The 20,227-nt window shown below is 42.2% G+C and carries 10 protein-coding genes; 4 read left to right on the forward strand and 6 right to left on the reverse strand.

Features of this window, described 5'->3' with window-relative positions; all coding sequences use genetic code 11:
• Window positions 1-3: 3 nt before the first annotated feature.
• Window positions 4-1,425, reverse strand: a complete 1,422-nt coding sequence (locus ACYVAA_RS06390; RefSeq protein WP_460539660.1) for an alkaline phosphatase family protein — start codon at window positions 1,423-1,425, stop codon at window positions 4-6.
• Window positions 1,415-2,680, reverse strand: a complete 1,266-nt coding sequence (locus ACYVAA_RS06395) for a glycoside hydrolase family 117 protein (protein ID WP_460539662.1) — start codon at window positions 2,678-2,680, stop codon at window positions 1,415-1,417. The genes ACYVAA_RS06390 and ACYVAA_RS06395 overlap by 11 nt, the downstream gene beginning before the upstream one ends.
• Window positions 2,681-3,012: 332 nt before the next feature.
• Between ACYVAA_RS06395 and ACYVAA_RS06400 the strand changes: the two genes are divergently transcribed.
• The 4 genes from ACYVAA_RS06400 to ACYVAA_RS06415 all read left to right on the forward strand — a co-directional run bounded on the left by ACYVAA_RS06400 (window position 3,013) and on the right by ACYVAA_RS06415 (window position 12,209).
• Window positions 3,013-4,665: a tetratricopeptide repeat protein gene (locus ACYVAA_RS06400; RefSeq protein ID WP_460539664.1), complete on the forward strand. Its 1,653-nt coding sequence runs from the start codon at window positions 3,013-3,015 to the stop codon at window positions 4,663-4,665.
• A gap of 500 nt (window positions 4,666-5,165) precedes the next feature.
• Window positions 5,166-8,372, forward strand: a complete 3,207-nt coding sequence (locus ACYVAA_RS06405; RefSeq protein WP_460539666.1) for a SusC/RagA family TonB-linked outer membrane protein — start codon at window positions 5,166-5,168, stop codon at window positions 8,370-8,372.
• Window positions 8,373-8,390: 18 nt separating this feature from the next.
• Window positions 8,391-10,139, forward strand: a complete 1,749-nt coding sequence (locus tag ACYVAA_RS06410) for a RagB/SusD family nutrient uptake outer membrane protein (protein ID WP_460539668.1) — start codon at window positions 8,391-8,393, stop codon at window positions 10,137-10,139.
• 330 nt (window positions 10,140-10,469) lie between these two features.
• Window positions 10,470-12,209 carry an N-acetylmuramic acid 6-phosphate etherase gene (locus tag ACYVAA_RS06415; RefSeq protein ID WP_460539670.1) on the forward strand — a complete coding sequence of 580 codons (1,740 nt, stop codon included), beginning with the start codon at window positions 10,470-10,472 and terminating at the stop codon, window positions 12,207-12,209.
• Between the two features lie 368 nt (window positions 12,210-12,577).
• Here ACYVAA_RS06415 and ACYVAA_RS06420 read toward each other — a convergent pair whose 3' ends face one another.
• The 4 genes from ACYVAA_RS06420 to ACYVAA_RS06435 all read right to left on the reverse strand — a co-directional run bounded on the left by ACYVAA_RS06420 (window position 12,578) and on the right by ACYVAA_RS06435 (window position 20,219).
• Window positions 12,578-14,065 carry a sulfatase-like hydrolase/transferase gene (locus tag ACYVAA_RS06420; protein WP_460539672.1) on the reverse strand — a complete coding sequence of 496 codons (1,488 nt, stop codon included), beginning with the start codon at window positions 14,063-14,065 and terminating at the stop codon, window positions 12,578-12,580.
• 43 nt (window positions 14,066-14,108) lie between these two features.
• Complete coding sequence (locus tag ACYVAA_RS06425; protein ID WP_460539674.1) at window positions 14,109-15,758, reverse strand: sulfatase; 1,650 nt, start codon at window positions 15,756-15,758, stop codon at window positions 14,109-14,111.
• Between the two features lie 310 nt (window positions 15,759-16,068).
• Window positions 16,069-18,150 carry a DUF5696 domain-containing protein gene (locus tag ACYVAA_RS06430; protein WP_460539676.1) on the reverse strand — a complete coding sequence of 694 codons (2,082 nt, stop codon included), beginning with the start codon at window positions 18,148-18,150 and terminating at the stop codon, window positions 16,069-16,071.
• Between the two features lie 371 nt (window positions 18,151-18,521).
• On the reverse strand, window positions 18,522-20,219 hold the full coding sequence (locus ACYVAA_RS06435; protein WP_460539678.1) for a RagB/SusD family nutrient uptake outer membrane protein: 1,698 nt from the start codon (window positions 20,217-20,219) through the stop codon (window positions 18,522-18,524).
• Window positions 20,220-20,227: the final 8 nt, after the last annotated feature.

The following is a 20,227-nucleotide window of genomic DNA, read 5'->3' on the forward strand; positions in this document are numbered from 1 at the left end:
CATTTATTGATCCTTATGATGTTTTCTGTATCGGTCCATCCGCTCCATGGCCTTCCCTTCATATTCCCTTTTCAATTGCCATAATGGCCTCTCCAAAGTAAGTTCCCATTGGAAGAGCTCTTTGTATAACTCCCGCACGACTGCCGGATTTTTGGAAGCAAGGTCGTTTTCCTCACGCTCGTCTAAGCTGAGATCATACAACTCCGCAGGACGGTCCGGAAAGCGCAATAACTTCCAGTCCCCTTTCCTGATGGCTCCGCGGTTTTCTTTTTTCCAAAACAACTTTTCGTGAGGCCGGGCACTTTCATCTCCTGCCAGAAAAGGTAAAAGATTCACTCCATCTATACCTTGCAAGCTTTTGGGATCTCCTCCTGCTGCGGCATAAAAAGTGGGCAAAAGATCCAAGGTCGAGGTAGGAAATGAAAAGGAAGCTCCCCTTAAATTGGCCTTTGGATACTTTATAATACAGGGAACCCTTATCCCTCCCTCAAGATGGTTGGCTTTAGTACCGCTCAATGGGTAATTATTGGCAGAACTGGCATCTGTAGGGCCACCGTTATCGTTGGTAAAGACCAGCAGGGTGTTTTCTTCAAGGCCCAACTCCTTCAGCTGGTCCAGGACCATCCCACATGCCCTGTCCATGGCCAGCGTCATTGCAGCCATGGTTTTCCGTTTCCCAGAAAGTCCGCTAATTTTCGCCAAGTCTTCATCCTTGGCCTCAAGTGGTGTGTGGACGGCATTGAAGGAAAGGTATAGAAAAAAGGGCCTTTGTTTATTCGCCTTTATAAAGCGACAAGCTTCCTTGGCAAGTTTATCTGTCAAATACTCTTGCGACTCCTCAAAATCACCAAACCCTCTTTCCATCCTATCTTCTGGGCGAAACCGCTTTTGCTCCTCTGTCAAAGGCCAAAAACTTCGTGCCCCTCCTCTAAATCCATAAAACTCATCAAAACCACGTTTTATCGGGTGAAAACGATCCGCATTCCCCATATGCCATTTCCCGATAATCATAGATTGGTACCCCAAAGGCTTAAGGTGATCAGCCATTGTTTGCAAGTGAAGAGGCAATCCCATTTCATCTCCCGTCATACCTGAAGGGCTCATATACCCAGGGACATTATTTTCTTCAAATCCAAACCGCTGTTGGTAGATACCTGTCAACATTCCCGCCCGCGATGGGCCACACACAGCCGCTGTAACGTAGAATTGCTTTAGGAGTATTCCTTCGGAGGCTAATTGATCCAGGTTTGGGGTGGGAAATTTTTTATTCCCTTGGAAGCCAAAGTCATAATAGCCTGCATCATCGCTAAACAGCAGGACGATATTGGGTTGCTTTTCCTGGGCCCTTATTTGAAAGGGATGCAGTAATAATATAAGGCCTATCAAAAATAAGGAAATGTCAGGATCTACCTTTTTACTTTCCATTACCAATGAGTTTTTGGTTATCCTCTTGAATACGCTGTAATTGCTTGCCGCTCAAACCATGCTGATAATAGAAATCCGGCTTGTAATAGTAATTGTGTTTTTTCATTTCTGGATCGTGCACATCCAGACTTAAATCACAGTCAAACCGCAGCAATATCGCGTGATTATGTTCCCAATCGGTAGCATTGGTCAAATGGGAAATACCCCAGGTAATCCCTTTACCATATTCAGTATTGTTGAACGCATCTGGCATAAATGGCCCTGCAGCAGTGGGCATCAGGTTGGTGATGGCGGCAATCTCGAAGTTAACCCCATCTTCAGCATATTGAATGGTAAAGTGTTCATTACCGTCTTTGATGACCAAGGCTGCAATCCCCTCCTTAAAGGGAAATAAGGTCGTTTCATGCCCCGAGTTGATGACAGGGTTTAAGGGGTGTTTTTTAAATGGCCCAAGCGGATGATCTGCAATGGCCAGTCCTTGCATTCTTACCAGGTTAGGATCTCCATCAAAGTCCGATTTATAATACAAATAGATTTTACCATTGTGCACGATAGGCTGGGGATCATGAATGGAAAATTGATCCCAAGAGCCAAGCGCTCCATTTGGAATGACAATTTTACTGTAAGGTATCCAAGGGCCATCCGGTGAGTCAGCATAGGATACTGCTACAGGGCAATCATCACCCCGCTTTCCACTGGCTTCCATAAAGCCCTGATAATACAGATAATATTTCCCCTCCCACTCCAGTATATCGGTAGTCGTGACTGATCTCCAGCCTACCTCGGGTTTTGGAGGCCTGGGGACAGCAACTCCTTGTTCTTCCCAATTGATTCCATCTTTGCTGGTGGCGTACCAAATTTCCGATAAATCCCAATCTGAAGAAGGAATGGTATCGTTGGATTTTGCCGCCCCTTGAGGCGCTACTGGCGTGTTGCGATAAGTATACCAAACATAATATTTACCATTGGCAAAAATCACCTTGGAGGGATCCCTACGGGAAATGGTACCATCATGTCCATTATAATCAAAGCCCTTTAGTTCGGTGTATTTAAACTGTGAATACAGTTCATTATCCTCAGGCCTTGGTGCCGGATAAGCATCATAATTACGATGCATGGCTCTACTTAATGGCATCTGGGGTTTTTCCTTCGGTAATACAAAAGGGAAGGATGAGAAAGAAGAGGCCTCCTGAGCCTCAACCTGATTGATCATCAAAGCTCCGCCGAGCAGTATTAATCCAATAATTTTATTCATCTTGATTAAATAGGTTATTTAGCGTTTATCCAATTGAAACTATGAAAACTAAATTTCATATAAATTTTAATTCAAACATGGTTTTATAACTAGACAAAAACTGAACAGGGCATAAAATCACTTTTCATCACTGAGCAAATCATATAAAAAAGCTATAAATTACTCATCTCTATAATAGCTCAGAAAGTCGTTAGCAGTTACATGCAAACTTAAAACAAGACCGAATCACTGCATAACTAAAAACATATGTATTAGTCTTAGAACATATCTTCTAGCAGACAGACCTAAGCTCTTCTTAAATTTAAGCTTACAATTACCTAGACTAACCTAATATGATTAAGAATTATAATCCCTCCTACATGAGGCTGTTATTTGTCTACATGATCATTTTGGTAGGCCCATTAATTCCTGCAGCTGTCAACGCAAAGCAATCTCCTTCCTCCACTATCTACCAACCAAGTAACTGCTCAGAAGGTGACAGTCTGAAACACATTGCTCCAGAAGAAGCTTTACAATCGTACCGAAAATGCAAACAGGCCCTGCTAGAAAGGGGAGATACTTTGGCTGTAATTGATATTATTAATCGCATCTCAAACATCCACGGAAACCATGCCCGGTACAAAGAAGCCTATGATGGATATTGGGAAGCGCTTGAATTGGCTACGGAAGCCAATTTGGATCAAGCTCGGTCTACGATATATTACAAAATCGGACAGACCTATGGCTTTTATAAAAAAGTCAATAAAGCACTAAATTATTTTAATATTTCCCTTCAAATCGACAAAAAACTAATAGCAAAAGGGAAGCTTGATAAAAACGAATTAATTAACAATTACTTAGGCATAGTGGCGCTTTACAGGCAAAATGAGATGCCTTTTGAAGCAGAAAAATACCTGGATAGTTGTTATCAAATTTTACCTGAAAAAGTTAAACCTGAAGATGCTCCCTATATCTTTTTTGAATCGGCCTATGTGCTGGCCGGCAAAGGAAATTCAGGAGAGGCTATCGCAACCCTTTTGAGAATCATCCCATGGTATGAAAAAAATGCTCCCTCCTACCTTGTACTGGTTTTTTCGTATCTGGCGGATTACTATCAAGCAGGAGGCAATTATAAAGAAAGTGAACATTATTATTTAAGGTCATTGGAGACTTCTATGAAGTACCACAGCCACATTGATTTCTCTTCTCTGGTCCATAAAAAACTTTCAGGCTTATATGCAACAACCAATAAATTTGATAAAGCCTACCTAAGTTTGTTGCAGGCTAAACAATTGGATGACCAGTTTTTTGACAGCCGAAGTTCCAATAATAGAGGTTTGCTGGAGATACAGGATTTATTCCGTTTGGAAAAGGAGAAGCAGGAAAAATTGTTACAGGAACAACGATTAGAGACCTTAGAACATAAAGACAGAATTTCATTTTTACAGAAAGCAATTTTGGCCATTATTATAATTTTCGGCACTTTTATAGGCGGAGTATACATTCGGAATAGAACTAAAAAGTTCCTGGCCGAAAAAAAATACCTTCAGAAAAAACAGGCATTGGAGGTCCAAAAAGCAAAAGAAGTACTGGAAGTTAAAAATAAAGAACTGATAGCTAGTACAGTTCAATTAATCGAAAAAGATGAATTGTTAATGGGCATCAAACAGCAGCTAAAAGAGCTTCGAAAAGTGGATCAGAAAGCGCCGGTGAATACCTTAATTAAAAACATCGATTTTCATGCTTCCAAAAACTGGGATGAATTCGAAAAAAGGTTTATTCAGATCAACACTGATTTTTATGAGCGTTTGAAAAAGCGGTATCCAAAACTCAATCACAGTGACCATAGACTTTGCGCTTTGATAAAACTCAACATGAGCAGTAAAGAAATGGCCAGTTTATTATCCATCTCTGTGGAGTCTGTACATACAAATCGATACCGCCTTCGCAAAAAAATCAAGTTGGATAGAAGTGAAAATTTAGAGGATTTTATTGCCAATATTTAAAAGCTTTTCCTAAGCCATATGTTTTGAGAGAAAAAACATATGGTTTTTTTATTTTTTTTACACAGGATGACAAAAAAGAATCCGTTATGGCCTGTCCCGACTGCTGTTGAGAAAGACTGCAAATAAAAAACTAAGGATGTTTAGACCTTGAGGATTAGCACCCTTACTCAAAGGGAAAAACAGCATTTAATCAATTGATTTTAAGTAAGTTTCAATGAAGCATAACTTACGCTTCGTGACGTAGATTTTCTATTCTATTTTATGGTTTTTTATTCTTTCCATGTTTTGTTCTTATAAGAAGAAGTGGGTAACTGCTTTCTAACCCAATTTTCCATCACTGTCTAGTTTTAATGCAGTCATTAAAATTGATTTCCTGAAGGATTACAGACTTTTTGCAGAAAACTGTTTTTGTAACCTCAAACCCTAAATGCCCTATGAACAACTCCTCTTAGGTCCAAACCTAGCCAGACTAAATTTATTAACACGAAACTATTTAAATTATGAAACCCAAAATTCTACAAAATTGCTGTATTCCTAAGGGGCTCGGCCTTTGGATGATCCTTTTAGGCTGTTTAATCTCTTTCCGAACTTATGGCCAGAACACATCAATTTCAGGAGCAGTCTCTGATGAAAACGGGGAAACACTGCCAGGAGTAAACATTTTATTGCAAGGTACCAGCACTGGAACCATTACCGACATTGATGGTAATTATACCATTGAGGCTCCTTCAGAAGGTACGCTGATATTTAGTTTTATAGGCTATAAAAGCCAGTCTGTACCGATATCAGGTCGTTCAAAAATTGACATCACCTTATCCTCTAATTTGGAAAATCTGGAAGAGGTGGTTGTCATTGGTTATGGAACGCGTACCAAAGGGGAGCTGACTGGGGCCGTGGCCACCGTGGACAAATCCTTTTTGGACCAACAACCAGCAGGCAATGTCAGTAAGGCCCTTCAGGGCAGTGCCTCTGGAATCACAGTGGTCAATGCGGCAACACCGGGTGGCCAAGCTGAAATCCGCATCAGGGGAATGGGCACTATTAATAATAATGGTCCTCTGTGGGTAGTGGATGGTGTATATGGCGCCAATCCACCTCCTCCTAATCAAATTGAATCCATCCAAATTCTTAAAGATGCTGCCTCAACGGCCATCTATGGAGCACGGGGAGCCAATGGGGTAATATTGGTCACTACCAAAACCGGGAAGGCGGACCAAGCTGCCCAGGTATCGGTAAGTCTTAGGTCAGGCTTTAACCAGCCCAATGCAAAATTTGATCTTATGACTGACCCACAGCAACTTGGTGAGTTGATGTGGTTGGAACTGCAAAATGATGGCTTGCCTACTACGAATGTTCATTATGGTAACGGACAACAGCCTGAGCTAAACGATTACTTATATCCAAATGGTGCGTCCATTGGAGATCCTTCCACAAACTTGGAGCTATATGACCAAAACAATTATCCGATTACGCTGGCCAATCAAACTGGAACGGACTGGATGGATGCCGTATACAATAATGGCAGTATCCAAGATTTCAACCTGTCGGTTACTGGTGGTGGAAAAAAAACCAGTTATGCCTTTCAGGCCAACTACCTAAAGGAAAATGGTATCTTCAAATATACCTCTTTTGAAAGAGTATCACTTCGCTCCAATGTGGATTCGGAAGTAAATAACTGGCTGAAATTGGGTCAACGATTGGGTGTTATGTACCATCAAAATAAAGGTTATAATGGCAACAATTCCCACGAAAGCCTTCTTAATGAATTGTACACGGTCAATCCTATTTTACCAATTTATGATGTAGCCGGCAATTACGCAGGAGGTGTTGTAGGAGGTAATATATATGATGGTCCCAATCCTTTGGGCTTACTGGACAGGAGCAAAGATAGCAAGAACAGCACCTATAATATCACCGGTAACATTTATGCAGAGCTCGCCCCTATCAAAAACCTGAAACTTAAAACGCTTGCAGGATATAATGTCAACCTCTCGCAAAACTTTAACCCAAGGTTCCCAGATCCAGAAAACACCAACGGCAGCAATGGTACCACCTTAAACGAAGGTAGCGCCGTGAACTTCCAATGGAACTGGACAAATACGCTGAACTATCAGAGAACCATTGCCAAAAACCATAATATGGACCTGCTCTTGGGTACAGAAGCTGTAAAAAGTACCTATAGAAATATCTATGCCTCAAGACAGGAGTATTTTAGTACAGACCTGAATTTCCTTGTATTAGATGCAGGAGCAAGCAACCAACTCAATGGCGGCAATGCCTCTGCCTGGTCCCTATTTTCCTATTTTGCTCGGGGACATTATGACTACAAGAAGAAATACATAGCCGATGTAACCGTTAGAAGGGACGGTTCTTCAAGATTTGGACTCAACAATCGATTTGGTGTATTCCCTGCCGTATCCTTGGGATGGGTGCTTTCAGAAGAAAACTTTATGTCAGGAATGGACGGATGGCTGGACTTCCTTAAACTAAGGACCAGCTGGGGACAGTCAGGCAATGATCAAATCGGTAACTATAATAGTTATTCCATTTATAACAGTAATCCGGGCAATTCTTACTATGCCATTGGAGGGGGCGACAATACCATAGTGGTCGGTTATCAATCCGCTACCCGCGGCAACCCCAATGCCAGATGGGAAACCACCACCTCTACCAACATTGCCATGGATGCCACCTTCTTTAATTCATTGGATCTTACCATCGATTTTTGGAGGAAGGACACCAAAGACATGTTGTTCCCTGTAGCCATTCCCCTAGTGGCAGGAAGTGCTACAGCTCCATCAGTAAATATAGGTTCCATGTCCAACAAAGGCGTAGATATTACGTTGGATTATCGTGGTGAGATCGGCGCCAGTGGGCTGAGCTATAACCTTGGTGCTAATTTTACCCATTATAAAAATGAGGTCAAGCAACTATCCAACAACAGCAGCGAATTTATCCAAGGTTTTCCTGTCCGGCAATCCATTTATACCCGAACAGAAGCAGGAAGATCTTTTCCTGAGTATTTCGGATACGTGGTTGACGGCATCTTTCAGACACAGGAAGAAGCCGATGCCCATCCAGTAAACGGCACCTATAATGCCCCAGGCAACCTAAAAATACGTGATGTTGATGGAGACGGTGTCATTACACCTGATGACAGAACATATATCGGGAACCCGCACCCGGATTTCACTGCAGGTTTAAGAGCAGGCTTAGCTTATAAAGGTTTTGATTTAGCGGCCACCTTTTATGCTACTGTTGGAAATGACCTTGCCAATTACACCAACCGGTTTATCCGATACGGTCTGTTCCAAGGGCCAAACAGTCCGGACAGACTGTTCAAATCATGGGGTTCGCCCTATTTGGAGAACAATGCTGACGCGATTTTACCCAAAGCGTCCAGCAGCACTTCCTTTGAACAAAACCCTTCCACTTTATACATTGAAGATGGCTCCTACCTTCGGCTGCAAAACTTTCAGGTCGGATATAACCTACCAGAGCATCTGCTGGAAAAGCTTAAAATCAGCAATTTAAGACTCTACTTCATGGGGTCCAACCTATTTACCCTGACCAGTTATTCGGGACTGAATCCTGAAATTCCGGCAAAAAGGGATAACGGCATCGCCAGGGAGATCGACCGCGGTGTAGATACAGGAGCTTGGCCGGTATCCAGACAAATCATGTTTGGTATAAACTTAAGTCTATAACCCTAAATAAAAATAGCCATGAAAAAGATAAACTATTTCATATTCCTCCTGGCAGCTCTCACCCTATTCCAGTCATGTAGTGAGGAATTCTTAAATGAAAAACCATATGGTGCTGTCAACCAAACTTTATTGAACAATGAAGAAGGGGTAAATTCTCTTCTAATAGCCACTTATGCGCTGCTAGATGGATATGCAGCTGGTGAAAACCCTAGTGGTAATCAGGGCGAAGCATCTGTAATGAACTGGGTATGGGGTGATGTACCTTCAGATGATATGCACCGAGGGGACCAAACCGGCGGATGGAGTCAGATCAATGACGTGGAGCGCTATGAAGTGCGTCCGGATAATGTTTGGCTCAATGGTGCTTGGGGAGTCAATTATGAAGGGGTATCCAGGGCCAATGATGCCCTAATAGCATTGTATGCCTCCGAGGATATTCCTGACACCAAATACAAGCAACTGGAAGGAGAGGCCAAATTCCTAAGGGCCTGGTATCATTTTCAGCTGAGGTTGGTCTTTGAAAGAATCCCATACATCACAGAAGACGTAGATCCTACCCAGGTAAAAAATGATACCGAAGTATGGGACAAAATCGAAAATGACTTGCAGTTTGCCATCGAAAACTTAGATCCTAATCCAAGTGACCTTGGTCGGGCTTCCAGTTGGGCCGCCATGGCCTTAAAAGCTAGGGCTCACCTTTTCCAACAGGAATTCAGCGAAGCAAAGCCCCTATTGGATGATATCATCATAGATGGTCCCTTTGAAATGGAGCCGCATTTCTACAACAATTTTGATGAGGAGAAGCAGAATAATGGGGAGAGTATTTTTGAAATTCAATATTCGGTCAACGATGGTGCTGGGGTTCATAATTCAGGGATAGATCACCAGACCTTGTACCCCAGGGGGCCGGATGTGGGGCTTTGCTGTGCCTACAGTGCCCCGTCTTTTGACCTGTTCAATGCATTTAAAGTGGACCAAAACGGCCTGCCTCTTTTGGATACTTTCCAAGATGATCTATTGCTAGAGGATTATAAAGTGCTGACCACCGAAACGTTTGAACCTACGGAGGAATTGCTTGACCCCAGAGTGGACTGGACCATAGGCAGGAGGGGAATTCCTTTCTTGGACTGGGGCCCTATGAGCGGGAGTGATTGGATGTTGGATCAATTGAACATGGGACCATTTCTAAATAAGAAAATCATGTGGTACAAGCGTAACCGGGGAGATATTTCCACCCAATCGGCTTACTGGGCTGCTGGTGTAAATGGCAATAACTTCCGGGTATTACGCTTAGGACATGTTATTCTTTGGAGAGCTGAGGTTGCTGTTGAAGAAAATGATCTCGGCACAGCGCTCTCCTTGGTGAATTTGATCCGGAACAGGGCATCCAACGATCTGGTGATGGGTAAAGTCCAGAACCAAGCCTTTGGTCCCAATGATGAAGTTGTCGTAGATTACTCCCAACCTGCTGCCAACTATAAGCTGGAACCGTATCCATCCTTTCCTAATCAGGAATACGCGCGAAAAGCGGTAAGGCACGAAATGCGGATGGAATTTGCCCTGGAGGGGATGAGATTCTTTGATCTGGTAAGGTGGGGTATAGCAGAGCCTACCTTAAACAACTACCTGGATAGTGAATTAGCTGATGGAAAACTTCCTTGGCTCAATGGGGCAAGGTATGTAGAAGGAGAAGATGACCACTGGCCCATTCCCCAGGTGCAGATAGATCTTCAAACCGGGATCATTGTTCAGGATCCTGCCCATTAATTTAGGTTTATAGCTACTATATTTTGGTTTATTTGTAAAATCCTTGGCTCTCTGAGCCAAGGATTTATTACTCGGACACTTAATTTTGCCCTGAGAAATCGATTTATCTTATATTTCTCCATTCTTTGTTAAGCCCCAAGCAATATTCCAAAAACTTTTTTTATTCAAACGCGGCCTTTTAGGTTTGAATTTGAGGGAAATATTATAAAAGCTCTCCTGAATAATCACCCTTCATAAATCATATCAATAGACTATCCAAGCCTTCCTCTTCTTTGTATCTTTACCCATTGAAAACAGCGCATTTAGGGCTAAATACCAACAAACCGACGAATGAAGTATTTTATAGGAGTTGACATCAATGAGTCATGGATTAAAGCACTGGTTATTGACCAGCAAGAAACCGCAAACTTCAGCAATCTTGCTCAGACCTGCCAGTCAAAAAGCATTTACCAGGTAAAAACCCCCTCATCCCTTGATTCTTCAGCGGATGATTTAATACACTCTCTCGATAAGCTTTTAAAAGAAATTGGCCTTCCCCTAGTAAATATAGCAGGGATTGGGATTTCCATAGCGGGTCATGTTAACTATCACGGAACAAAACTTTTATCATGTGCTTCAAACCTGAGCTCCCTGAAATCAGATAAATGGTTTGATCACCTCAGGCAATTAACTAAAGCACCAATTGTCATGATCAATTCTACTGACGCCACCACCATTGGAGCTGCTGCTCTGGGCTATCTTAAGGGCAATATATCGTTTGGGATAATGACCTTGGATGGCGGATTAGGCTTTACTGTGGTAAGAAATGGTCGAAGATGGACACCTAACTTTTCAGCTAATCCTTTGGGGGCAGTATATACTCCACTAGGCACCTTCAGTAAACTAAGTAATGTTTCCTCTCTTTTTGGAGACTTGGAAGGCAGGTTATATAAAGATAACCCGGACAGGGACAATCAGAAAAAGCAAGAGGAAGACTTTTTAAACCGTCTCTCTGGAATCGTTTATACTGCTAAGCTGCTTTATCAGCTGGACGAAGTATTGCTTGGTGGAAGGCTCAGTGAGCTCCCATTCGTTACAGGAAATAAGCTAGAGGAGAGCGCTCATGCCCAATTGATTTTTTTGGATGAAACCAATGGTGATAAAAGACTTAATACCAGCATACTAAAAGAAGGTAATGTTTTATCTTTGATGGGAACTATTTTGCTTATAAGCAGTGAAGTTTCTGCCAGTGCACTCACCCTACCCGACATTTCCCCAGAACTCAAGACTGAAAAAGCATATGATCCAACACTGGTTTTAGAAAAAATGGACAACCTTTCCATTTTGGAAGCGCTTAACCATGTGGAACAGGAGGCTGGTGAAAACTTAAATAAAAGCCTGCCTAAGCTATCTCAAGTAATAGACGAGACAACAGAAAAATTAGAAAAAGGGGGGCGCATGATTTATATCGGCTGCGGCACTAGCGGAAGGCTGGCAGCAGTGGATACAGTAGAACTCGCTTGCACCTTTGGTTTTCCAAGGGAAAAGGTACTTACTTTAGTTGCTGGGGGCATAGCGGACGCCGCTATAGATATAGAGACCCGATTTGAAGAAGATGCCAGCAGTATTCCTGAACTCCTCATGGCCAATGTATCGGAAAAAGACGTGCTTATCGGAATATCGGTGAGCGGAACGGCCTATTATGTTCAGTCGGCATTGGCATTTGGTAAAACCATAGGCGCTAAGACCATCATGATTCAGGAACATGAGGTGCATCAACTTCCATTTTGTGATCATGTGCTACCTTTAAACTCAGGATCTGAGTTGATTGCAGGAAGTACGAGGATGAAAGCAGGGACAGCTTCCAAAAAACTGATCAATTTTCTTTCTACCACTATAATGATAAAACTTGGAAAAGTGCACGGCACTTATATGACAGAACTGGAATGCCTCAACAAAAAATTGGTAAAACGCGCAACCGGAATCTTAACCTCTCTCTACGGTTTAGATGAGACTGAAGCCACTACCCTACTAGAAAATAATGACCTTCAATTGAATAAAGCCATTAAGACCATAAAAGAAAAGAAGTAGAAAGGCACTATGCAGTAGGTGAGATGTAAAGGTTTATGCGATATAAGTTCCATGGCCTTTTTGGGATAGTGTCCTTTTTGGTGGGCCTTTTATAAAAAAATAACCCGAGCAAACGCTCCGGTTATTTCCAACATTAAATAAACCCCATTCGAATTACCCTCTTATTCATTTCCTTCATTTTGCAGGATGGGCCGTCTTTCCTGCTCCTTGGTATTTGATAAAACATAACTGAGCTTATTCCATACCGTATCAATCTTTATAGAAACTTGTTCGCAGCAAATTGGCCACTAAGGCGCCTTGAACCTGAAATGTGCAACGGTAAATCTCTTACCAATCCTATTGCAACATCCAGGTCGAGTGCTGGAACCTCATTCTTTGTTTTTGTAAGGATGCGTAATCAACTTTAAAATCTCAAAAGTCTCCTCGTATCGAGGCATCCTGCCATCGTTCCAATATTCCTGATCTTTGAGGGAATAAAACCATAATGGACGAACAAAGTCTTTGGTCCACTCTTCGGTCTCGGAAACCATTTCTTCCAAAAGCTCTGGATACTTTCCGCTCAAATCTTTCTTTTCCCCAACATCCTCTTTGAGGTTAAACAACTGCCATGGTTCATTGCCCATACGGGTAATTTTCCAATCACCCTTTCTTCCTCCCACATCGGAATAACCTTCGCGATAACGCAGGGAAAAGATCATTTCACCTTCATAAGGGGCTGTACCGGCCAACACATGCCCCATAATATCCTTACCGTCCAATTTCTTATCAGTAGGAATAGTGGTTTTTGCCAATTCCACAAAGGTGGGATAAAGGTCCAAGGCTGAAACCGGAAAATCAAAGCGTTGATTACCGGACATTTTTCTTGGCCAATGAATGAACATAGGGGTCCTATATCCGCCTTCCCACGTATCTCCCTTCTTTCCTTTGAGCGGGTAATTATTAGCTCCATGATCCGTATTGCCCCCATTGTCACTCAAAAACACAATCAAGGTATTTTCATATTGATCGGTTTCCTTCAATGTTTTTACAATCTGTCCTACACCACGGTCAACAGCATACACCATGGCCGCATAAGTGCGCCGATCCTTATCCTTGATATGCTTAAACCTTTTAAGGTCTTCTTCCTTAGCTTGGAGAGGTACGTGAGGTGCGTTATAGGAAAGGTAAATAAAAAAGGGCTTTTTCTTTTCATTGGCCATTCTGATATCACGAATTGCCTCCCTGGAAAAAGCATCCGTTAAGTACGCTGTTTCTTTAACGTTTTTTCCATTATGTTCCAAAGGCTGGATATAATCTCGGATCTGCTTATTCCCCGCATTGAGTTGTTCCTGATAAGTTTTTTGATACTTCTCTGGGAAATACTCGTGTCCTCCCCCCAGAAAACCATAAAAATTATCGAAACCTCTTTTGTTGGGATGATACTTAGGTGCTGCCCCAAGGTGCCATTTACCAATAGCACTTGTGTAGTAACCGGCCTCCTGCATTATCTTGGAGATAAAGGTTTCCTGTACGGGTACTCCCATATTATGCTTGTCCTCCTTACTGCTGTTCTGATAAAGGTTATATGCCGTCCCCGTAAAATGTGGATACCTACCGGTCAAGATTGCTGACCGACTGGGACCACAAAATGGGTGGGCCACATAAGCCGAGGTAAAAACAGTTCCTGCATGTGCCAACCTATCCAATTCAGGTGTACGCATGTCTTTCCCGGCATTGAAGCCTACATCTGCATATCCCAAATCATCACATAATATCACCAAAATATTCGGCCTGTCATCCTGGGCTTTGCATAAACTACTGTGGAAGAATACGCTTGCACATAATAACCAGATTACTCTATTCAATAAATTTTTCATATCCTGTCATTTTATAATCATTAGCATTCTTGATTACCTCAACCTACCTTGTGACTTCAGCAAGGTTGCCCTGCCATCCTTTATTAAATTGCACTAAAAGATTTTCTACAATTTCTGGGTGGTCCTTTGCAATATTTACAGTCTCAGAGGAATCCTTGTGGTGATCGTACAATTCAAAGAAGATGGGGGTTGCCTTAGGATCCGTATAATCTTTCCAAACGACAAACCTGTATTGGTCGGTTCTCATAGCATATCCCATCAGGTGGTTTTCGAACAATTCCCTATTCCATTGATCCCCCTGTTGGGCTTTGATATTTTCTTCCACCTCTTCTATCAAAGGTCCAAAGGAAGTCTCTCGCATCCCTTTTGACAAGGGATTCGCCGCCCATTCACGTAAAGCCGGGTTCGGAAATTGACTAAAAACTGCCTTTTTCCACTCTCTACCGGGATCAGAAAGCAAGGGGGCAAAACTTTGTCCTTCAAGATGTGTTGGCAAAGAAACACCCGCTAGGTCACATAAGGTTGGATACATGTCCACCAGCTCCACCAAAGCATCGGTTCTCTGTCCTCGGGTGGAGGAAGGCATTTGTGGTGTCGAAACAATCAAAGGTACGCGTGTTGCAATCTCATAGTTGGTAGCCTTTCCCCAAATGCCCATATCCCCCAAATGCCAGCCATGATCGCTCCAAAGTATAATAATCGTATTTTCACGAACCCCGGCCTCGTCCAATGCATTCAGCATGCGTCCAATTTGTGCATCTACATAACTTACACAGGCCAGATAAGCGCGTTTCAGATCCAAGGCCTGCTGGTTGTCTATGGGACCATATTTGGGAACATCGGCCCTGGCACGTAGCTCAAAGGAAGCGTGCAATCCCATGGCTGCTCCGTTTTGAGGAGCTTCTTTGTGTTCTGCCAATTTTATCTTTTCTTCATCGTACAAATCCCAGTATTTTTTTGGAGCTACCCAGTCTAGATGTGGTTTTTTCATACCCAGTCCCAAAAAAAAGGGCTTGTCCGGATTGTTTTGCAGCATATCATTCATGGTGGCTATGGCCAAATCGGTATTATAACCATCTTCATAGGTGTTATCCGGGAAGTCCGCAAACTCATACGCAGGACCTTGCCCCAAGCCATTTCTTAAGGCATTCTTCCCATATTTTGCTACCATGGCCTCTTTGTTTTCTTCTTTGATGGCCTGATTTTCGGTTAACTTATAGCCAAATTTCACTTTGGAATCATTTCCCTCTACTGCTTCTCTGCTCCAAGAGAGTTTACCATCACCGAATTCCTTGTTATGGTATATTTTTCCTGTGTACACCGTTTCATAGCCATTTTCATATAAATGTTGGGGCAGGGTAACTATATCAGGGTTAAGATCACGGAAATAAGTGAAGTTTTCGATCACTTTTATCGTTTCCGGGCGGGCGCCTGTCATTACACTGGCCCGTGATGGACTACATATGGCTTCTTGACAATAGGCATTATTGAACATTAGTCCATCTGCCGCCAATGCATCTATGTGAGGAGTAATCGCAATATCCGAACCGTAGCACCCTAATTCCGGTCTCAGATCATCTATCGCGATGAATAGGATATTGGGTTTTGGTTTCTCTGTCTCCTTGCCTGCCTCTCTTGATTTGCAGCCTAAAGCAATAATTACTAGCAACAAGGTGTATATATTGATTCTCATTTTATTATGTTTCATAATGATGTGTTACTAGAATACAGGTGATAGCAGGTTATTTCCTCCGCTTCCCTGAATTTCCCATTGGACCAGACAAAACAGGGTACTGGAATCTTCTTTCAAGATTTATGGCAAGGATTTTCGTAAAACGCTCCCCTCACCACTTATATCCTCTGAAGTCCCCATGGCCAGTAGGGTATCCTATACAAATAGAATAAAAAAACGGCTCTGTCCATTCGCTGAATTTACCCTACAATGACAGTTTTTTATCCCTTATCAAATTATGGTGTTACTTAAAGGATTTCAGAATGATACCTTAATCCATATGAAGGCTCACTTGGAAATGTCCACTCTTTACACTTTTGTCGTTCATAGTGATCCGATACCCATAGCCTGGAATAGTAAATCCCCCTTCAATTGTCTGAGCCACCGGTCCCAAATTAGCCACTACCTCTGTACCACTGGAAAATCGGCTTCGCTGCACCTTGAAATCAGCACTTAGAAATTCGTGTTCCAGTATCTCTGCATAGAAGGTCTCTTGATGTACAGGGCTTACCAATTCCTTGGCCATTTGGATCATGGGCCTCATCCCTTCAAATTCATAAGGAGCAAAGAAGATGGTTATCCCCCTACCAAAAAGCATACTTCTCAAGGCCTTTATCCTAAAATCCCCGTTTATGGTCACCTCATTTTCGGGGTCTTGTATCTTTCCAAAGTTGGCAATGGCCTCGTGGTACACCAAATTGAACAAAGGGGCTGCGTGGGAAATAGCCGATAAGGGGCGGTCTTCCAAATAGGTCATGCCTTCAAACATATCAAAATAAGGAATCCACTGTTCCTGACCATGTTCGGTACCGTTAACTAGATTTAAACTATCAATATACTTTGCGAGCTCCAATCTTCCTTCCTTCCCATTTTCCCGATAAGCAGCAAAGGTTATATCTGTAATATCCGCTTCCAGCCCCAAATAGGATATTTCATTTTCGAGATTTTTTTGTGCTAGGGATTTTTGGAATTTAGGATCTACCCGTGCCCATCGGCTACCGGTATTCATTAGCTTTCCTTCTTCATCCCTCTGCATAAGATCTGTGGTAAAATCGGGGTCATTTTCCAACATGGGTGAATAGGCATGATAGGAAGAATAGAGGTATCCAAATGATTTGGCAAGGTCCACCGCGGCCTTTAACTTCGGGGGGCCCCCTAATTCCTCACTAATAGGGTAATTGTGCGGTACAAAATTGGAAAAGGTCCCCCAAGCATGTATAAAAGCCTTATCCACACCTAAATCATCGTGAATGGTTCCGATAATGTCTTTTAATTGATCAAAAGTAAAAGACATTCCAGGCATATTTACATAGTGGGGATAGCCTCCATAAATGCCAAAGTATATGGCGCCGGGCAATTTATCAACGTTAGGATTTCTTTCTAGCTTTTCCTTAAGTGACACAAAATACCCCTTTTTGATCGCTTCCTTTTTATAGGTTTTGGCCATGTCCACATAATTGCCGCCTGGAATAAAGTGATAGCTGATCGCCATTTTTCCTACATCCCTTTCAAATTTCCAGATAGGGTCTAAGAAAACAATGCGCTGATAGGGAGACATCTCCCCTTTAGGGTTAAATAAATACTGGCCATTATTATTGATGTTGTACTGCATATGGGGCCTGGAGCCTTCGGCCAAAATGCCCATCACTGCAGATTTTTCATTGTAAGTCCCCCACCAAGGCATGGTCAAGCCTGTACCATTGTTGAACAATTCCAAGGAACCTACAGATCTATTGTTATAGGTAGCGTCATCCCACATGCAAAAACGCCCACCATTCATAGGAAAAATATAAGAAGGACAGATAACTCCTTGTTTTTGGGGGATAACCGCAGCCCCCTTATCCTTGTCGGTCTTGAGGCTAAATTGTCGCGATGGATAGCGTAGATCCAGTAGCTTAAAGCTTCCTTGCTGGTGTTCGTTCACTTCTATATCAAGTTTGGAAGCATTACTGTCAAGCGATAATTGAGAACCAATGCTTACCCCTGTGGCCACTGATCCATCTCCCAGTACCGGATCCACAAACCTTATGGTCAACGTACTGGCATCCTTGGCTACCACTTCAATTGTTTTGCTTTTGGATAAATTTACCGTATGCTTTTTTCCCTTATTATCTTCCAAGGTGAGTAGGCCTGCTGCATTTTCCCAGGGATCGGACTCCCAAAGTTGTCCGGATTTTTTCTCCAGCACTGTGAAACAACCACTTTCACCATCGACAGCTACCTTGATCGCTTCGTTTTCCAAAACAGTCAGATTCTCTGGCCCTGAAGCCATGGTGCCATTACCGGCAAATAATGGAAAAATTACAAGCTGGAGGATTGCAATCAGCCCCCCTATGATAGTTGATTTCTTCATTTTAGGTTTATGTTTTATAGCAGAATGTACTAATACCCCAAGGTTTATCGTCTTGCCCCGGGAGTACTGGTCAAGTACCTTTTTTGCTGTATTTCTTATAACTAAGCATTTAGTATTTAACTTAACAAAACGGTACTTACAAAGAAAATTTAATGGCAGCCTAATCGGTAAGTGGATTTTACCCTGTACTTACAGTATTTTAACATGTATCCATAATGCTCAAGCGTGTCGGTAAAATGTCCACGTGTTGGGCAGATACATCAAAATAAAAGCCACCCAAATCATTTTGGATGGCTTTTTACTTTTACAACTAAGTTGTCATTACCTCTATTAGTGACGGGAAAATCACGATCGTAAGTTCAAAAGAATGATCAGTAACCCTCATTCTGAACCAAAGAAGGTGCCTTTTCTACTTCGGTATTTGGTAGTGGCAAATAATAAAAAGCACTTGACCATGGCCTTGTAGCCACCTTATATTCTTCGTGAACAAGGGATCCATTTGCTTTTTTGGTCCACTTTATCCCTTTAATGTCAAAACCTAAATGAGCTTCTTCCATCCAGCGTCTCTCATCATAGAAATTGTGACCTTCGAAGCATAATTCAATCCGTCTTTCTCTTTTTATAGCTTCCAATAGTTCCTCTCCACTTGCTGAAATTTCAGGCTGTAGTGCCCTTCTAGAAACCTTATTTACATATTCCCTAGCGGCATTCTCGTCACCCACATGATAGATTGCCTCTGCATAGTTAAGGTAAATTTCTGCCAATCGATATAAGATATAAGGTCTGCTAGATGAAATACCGCCTGATACCTCAACGGTTTCATCCTGAAACTTTCTAATATTATAGCCAGTTTTTGAGGAATGCAGCGTATTTCCTAAACCTTGAGGGGAGTCCAGTCCATGTGGATATGCACTCACATCTTCTGAGAGATAGTATTCTACTTCCCTACCCCTAAAAGATGCACCGTTGTAAAGGAGATTGGCATAATAGCGCATCTCTCGATTATCATTGGGATTTGCAGGATCATAGGTTCCGTTTTGAGTAGTACTACCATCAACCATATTAAATTGCAAGGCAAAATTATGTGTCGGTGAAGACAAGCCCCAGCCTCCATATCCGTTTGGAGATTGGGTTTGATCCCATAATGAGTTGGCATCCAAACCATACTCATAATATTCTGCCCCGTAAGGTCTTGCAAATAATATATCTTTATTTGGCGATAAAAATAAGTCTTGATAGGATTTGGCATCTGTAACGGGAAGCAGCTCACGAGCACCTACCATATCAATAATAGCTTTAGCCGCATTGGCAGCTTCCTGCCATTTGTTACTTTTTTCGTAAACATATAAAGGATTTGAAGTAACAGAAGGATCATGTTGCTTACTGGCAGCGTATAGCAAAGTACGTGATTTCACTGCCAAAGCAGCCATCTTGGTAGCTCTTCCAAATTCAGAATCAGGTCGAGTTTCAGGCAACACTTCTGCAACATCGTCCAACTCACGAACAATAAACTCTACACATTCCTGGTAAGTATTCCTTACAAGATTAAAATCGTCATTTAGCCCTAAAGCGCGCTCCATAATAGGAACCCCACCATAATTTTTGATAAGCTTGGCATATAAATTGGCCCTGAGAAAACGCATCTCAGCTTTTAGTTCACCTACTTTATCAGGATCTTTGCCCATCGCTTCACTGTCATCGATCTTGTCCAAAAACTCATTGGCCAAACGTACATAATCCCAATAGTTGTTCCATTTTTCCCTGAACACACCAACATTACTGGAAGTCCATCCTCCTCTAACCCGATAAACGTCCAAATCGTTAAAATTAAACTTTGCCTCGAAAGAGGCTCCTTCAATATTAAACCTTCTGGACCACCACTGAAATCTATTCAGAGACCAACTATCGGTACTATTATAAACCGTAAATACCAATTTTTCTACTTGTGATGGATCGCTATATATTAGATCCTCCGCAAAGGCATCCTTGGCCACTGTATCCAGCACGTCTTCACAACTGGTTGCGAAAATCAGTGTAAAAACAACTAATATATTTCCTATAGTTTTCATTTTTTTAC

This window comes from Echinicola sediminis, from assembly GCF_054777495.1.

Excerpts from the sequence above, each read along its gene's own strand:
- ACYVAA_RS06390 (WP_460539660.1), bottom strand. The coding sequence starts at position 1,425 with ATGGAAAGTAAAAAGGTAGATCCTGACATTTCCTTATTTTTGATAGGC.
- ACYVAA_RS06395 (WP_460539662.1), bottom strand. The coding sequence starts at position 2,680 with ATGAATAAAATTATTGGATTAATACTGCTCGGCGGAGCTTTGATGATC.
- ACYVAA_RS06400 (WP_460539664.1), top strand. The coding sequence starts at position 3,013 with ATGATTAAGAATTATAATCCCTCCTACATGAGGCTGTTATTTGTCTAC.
- ACYVAA_RS06405 (WP_460539666.1), top strand. The coding sequence starts at position 5,166 with ATGAAACCCAAAATTCTACAAAATTGCTGTATTCCTAAGGGGCTCGGC.
- ACYVAA_RS06410 (WP_460539668.1), top strand. The coding sequence starts at position 8,391 with ATGAAAAAGATAAACTATTTCATATTCCTCCTGGCAGCTCTCACCCTA.
- ACYVAA_RS06415 (WP_460539670.1), top strand. The coding sequence starts at position 10,470 with ATGAAGTATTTTATAGGAGTTGACATCAATGAGTCATGGATTAAAGCA.
- ACYVAA_RS06420 (WP_460539672.1), bottom strand. The coding sequence starts at position 14,065 with ATGAAAAATTTATTGAATAGAGTAATCTGGTTATTATGTGCAAGCGTA.
- ACYVAA_RS06425 (WP_460539674.1), bottom strand. The coding sequence starts at position 15,758 with ATGAGAATCAATATATACACCTTGTTGCTAGTAATTATTGCTTTAGGC.
- ACYVAA_RS06430 (WP_460539676.1), bottom strand. The coding sequence starts at position 18,150 with ATGAAGAAATCAACTATCATAGGGGGGCTGATTGCAATCCTCCAGCTT.
- ACYVAA_RS06435 (WP_460539678.1), bottom strand. The coding sequence starts at position 20,219 with ATGAAAACTATAGGAAATATATTAGTTGTTTTTACACTGATTTTCGCA.